A 2,591-nucleotide genomic window follows, 5' to 3' on the forward strand; every position below is an offset into this window, starting at 1 on the left:
ATTACATCGACCTACTGTCGTTTTCGCTATATCTCTATAGTTACTGCTGTCATATCTATGGTAAATAGCAATAACTTTCCTTTTTTTATTGTAGTAAGCAAATAGCCAATCTTCTCGTTCACCCACTTTAATTTCGGTTCTCTCATCGGGTTGACGTTTTAACAGACCAAATGAGAGTAAAATAAGGGCGCCAGCTCCCGCTAATGCCATTGGGCCAACCACCGCCACCATCAAAACACACACCGCTGCGCCTATCCAACCAACGGCTTGCGTGGCAGTATTCACCCACTTAGGCATATTGCGACGCTTTTTCATCACAAAGCCTTTACTAGTAAAAATATAGTCATAGCGATAATCGAGGCCGATCGTAAGGTAGAAAGCTCCAGACACCATCACCGACAAAATAAAAGAAAAAATGGTTGCACCAACCGTGTCACTTGTATGTATCAAAAAAGTTAATAGGAATGGCGCGCTCACAAATGGAAGCGCAAATAGTTTGTAGTAGTAGCGAAACGGCTCCTCTACATCATATTTGTGCCATGTTGTTAAATTGTTCCCTGTAAGAATCTCTTGCTCTTGCGCTTCTTGATAAACTGCCAACTCTTCTGGGGTGATGTAAAATGGTGAATATGCCAAGGGTTACTCCTGAAAACCTAATGTGCCGACAACGGGGGTAAGTGATTTCTGAATGGTGTTTTGTTTGCTATTGTCTGAAATCACGCTACAGGTTGCACTCTGTTTTATGCCGTTTTGGAACCAATACTCACGCTTGGCTGGGGTATCACCTTCAACATCATACGATACTTTCATGGCAAGGTATTGATCGGCTTCTTTGATCGGTAACGTTACCTTATACACCAGCAATTCTTTGCTAGCTTGGCTCTGAGTTTGTAAAGTGACTAAATCAGCGTTTTGATGCCACGAGCCTGACGTCAACTCATCTTCAGTTGCCTTGGTATTGGTACTCACGGAAATACCATTCGTTGCAGCATGGCGTGGCAGTTGAATATGCACGTCTAAACCAATTAATTCACGATGAGTGTAACCCGGATAGGCTTGGATTTTTTCAATAGGTTGATGGTATACCGTTGGCTGCTGAATAATGGATTGCAGGTCAAACAGCGCTTGCTGCACTAAGGCTGAATTATGCTTCTCTCGTTCAGGTAAGCTGGCAGATTGACTCCACTGCGTCCGACTCGGGTGATAGCCCCAAGGCAGTTTATCTAACCATTTTTGGAAATCATCTTGTTTCAGCTTATTCAACCCATAATTAATGGCTAGGTATGTAACAGTAAGAATAACTAAAGCTGCCGTTACCGGACCACCAAATAGCAAGTTAGTCGAAAAGGTACCACTAGAAGCTCCTATGAACTGGAACACACCAATTGCACCAGTTAAACCAAGTGTTGCTGTATTTGCTATATGCAGGTATTTTTCAAGACCATAGACATCATCAGCACTCTGCCAAGAACGATATGCCTCAATACCCGAAGCCAACGCCCCCAAAGCTCCCGTGATCGCGAGCCATTTATTGAAGACCTTCAAGTCATCAATCGCAACATTTGCAAAGTCTTTGTCATCAATCACAAGCTGCTTTAGAGTTTTAAAAGAATGTGCTCTGAGCCTGTCATCCCCCTTTACGCTCTCCCATAATTTTCCCGTCCGAATTCCCGTCCACGCACTGGCGGTATAAAACAGCTTTTGTTGTATGTCTAAGAATTCATCTGAATTCATCAAGCCTGTATCGGCAATACTGCTCATGGCATCGGTCAAGGCAATGCTGTTAAACAGAAGAGCGAGAAACCCCAATCCACCTGCGTTTTCGAACAGTTTATGTAAATCACCTGCGGCTTCGCTGATTATCCTTGCCCGAAATTCTACCGTTGCTTTTGGTAGATCGTCCGGAAGTATAATGCGTTGTGGGTATTCTAAAGTGGTCACTGCTAATCGTTTTTTAAGCCGCTTCTGATTCTTTAACGCCTCTTTATACTTAGCTGTCGCCTTGCGCTGATTTTGATTCACCTCAGCAATAATACTGTTGTTTTTCTTTAGCTCAGCAAGGTTATCTTCAATGCGTGTTTTCCAATCCTTAAAACCTTGAGCATAATTTTCATTAATACTTACTGGCATCGTTTGCGCCATACGCTCAGCTATACTCGCTCGCCATACAAAACCATTTCGAGGCAATGGCTTAGCCAACGTTGGCATCAATAGAATGGAAGCTTGAGAGGTAAAACTCACACCCAGCTCTAACGCCCCCTTTAAAGCAGCGCTAATAGAGGCTTTGAATAGGGTATCGAGCTCTTTAAAGCCTTTTGCCAAGTCTTTCAAAATGTCGGTTTCGGAGGTGTTTGGGTTTGTAACAAAGTCCATGACCTTCGCATACATCCCCGTTTTATTGCTCACCGAAGAGACATGCTCTAACCATGTACCTTCATCGCTTGATGATGTTGATAGGGGCTCGGGAATGGATTTTTTCAACTCATTATAGACACTTCGACTGAAACCAGAGGTATAGAGTGGTAATAAGCTGGTCGGTTTCTCCCATTGGCTTTCTGCCCAAATACGGTCTTCTTCTTCAATCACAAGGG

General features: G+C 43.4%; 1 protein-coding gene and 1 pseudogene. Both read right to left on the bottom strand.

What is annotated here, in order from left to right:
- On the bottom strand, positions 1–636 hold a 636-nt coding region (locus tag ACED45_RS23830; protein WP_371715192.1), incomplete at its 3' end, for a hypothetical protein.
- 3 nt (positions 637–639) lie between these two features.
- Positions 640–2,591 (bottom strand): annotated as a pseudogene (locus tag ACED45_RS23835) (T6SS effector BTH_I2691 family protein); the annotation flags it as partial.

This window comes from Vibrio crassostreae, assembly GCF_041439375.1.
Taxonomy (GTDB): Bacteria; Pseudomonadota; Gammaproteobacteria; order Enterobacterales; family Vibrionaceae; genus Vibrio; species Vibrio crassostreae_D.